General features: G+C 63.6%; 2 protein-coding genes. Both read right to left on the bottom strand.

Translation table 11 applies throughout. From position 1 onward, the window contains the following. Positions 1–177 (bottom strand): ribosomal protein S19 family protein (locus DAI20_RS20375; RefSeq protein ID WP_108252919.1); only part of this gene is annotated, 177 nt, incomplete at its 3' end. Positions 178–183: 6 nt separating this feature from the next. Further along, positions 184–516: 50S ribosomal protein L2 (gene rplB, locus DAI20_RS20380; RefSeq protein ID WP_108252920.1), on the bottom strand; the 333-nt coding region annotated here is incomplete at its 5' end.

Raw genomic sequence — 516 nt, forward strand, 5'->3', positions numbered from 1 at the left:
GAGAACCGGGATGTGGTTCTTGCCGTTATGCACGGCAATGGTGACGCCTACCATGTCAGGCAGGATCATCGAACGGCGCGACCAGGTCTTGATCGGCTTCTTGCTGCCCGCAGCGGCCTCCACCTTCTTGACGAGGTGGTGATCGACGAACGGGCCCGTCTTGAGTGAACGTGCCATGGTCGATTAGCCCCTACGATCGCGGACGATGAACTGCTGAGTGCGCTTGTTATGGCGCGTCTTGTAACCCTTGGTCGGGACACCCCACGGGGTGACCGGATGCGGATTACCCTGGCCGGCCTTCGCCTCACCACCACCGTGCGGGTGGTCAACCGGGTTCATGGCAGCACCACGAACGGTCGGGCGGACGCCGCGCCAACGCTTGGCACCGGCCTTGCCCAGCTTTTCCAGGCTGTGCTCGTCGTTGCCGACTTCGCCGATGGTGGCGCAGCACTCGACCGGAACCTTACGCATTTCACCCGAGCGCAGGCGCAGGGTGGCGTAGATGCCTTCGCGAGC

This window comes from Planctomonas deserti, from assembly GCF_003067705.1.
Lineage (GTDB): Bacteria > Actinomycetota > Actinomycetes > Actinomycetales > Microbacteriaceae > Planctomonas > Planctomonas deserti.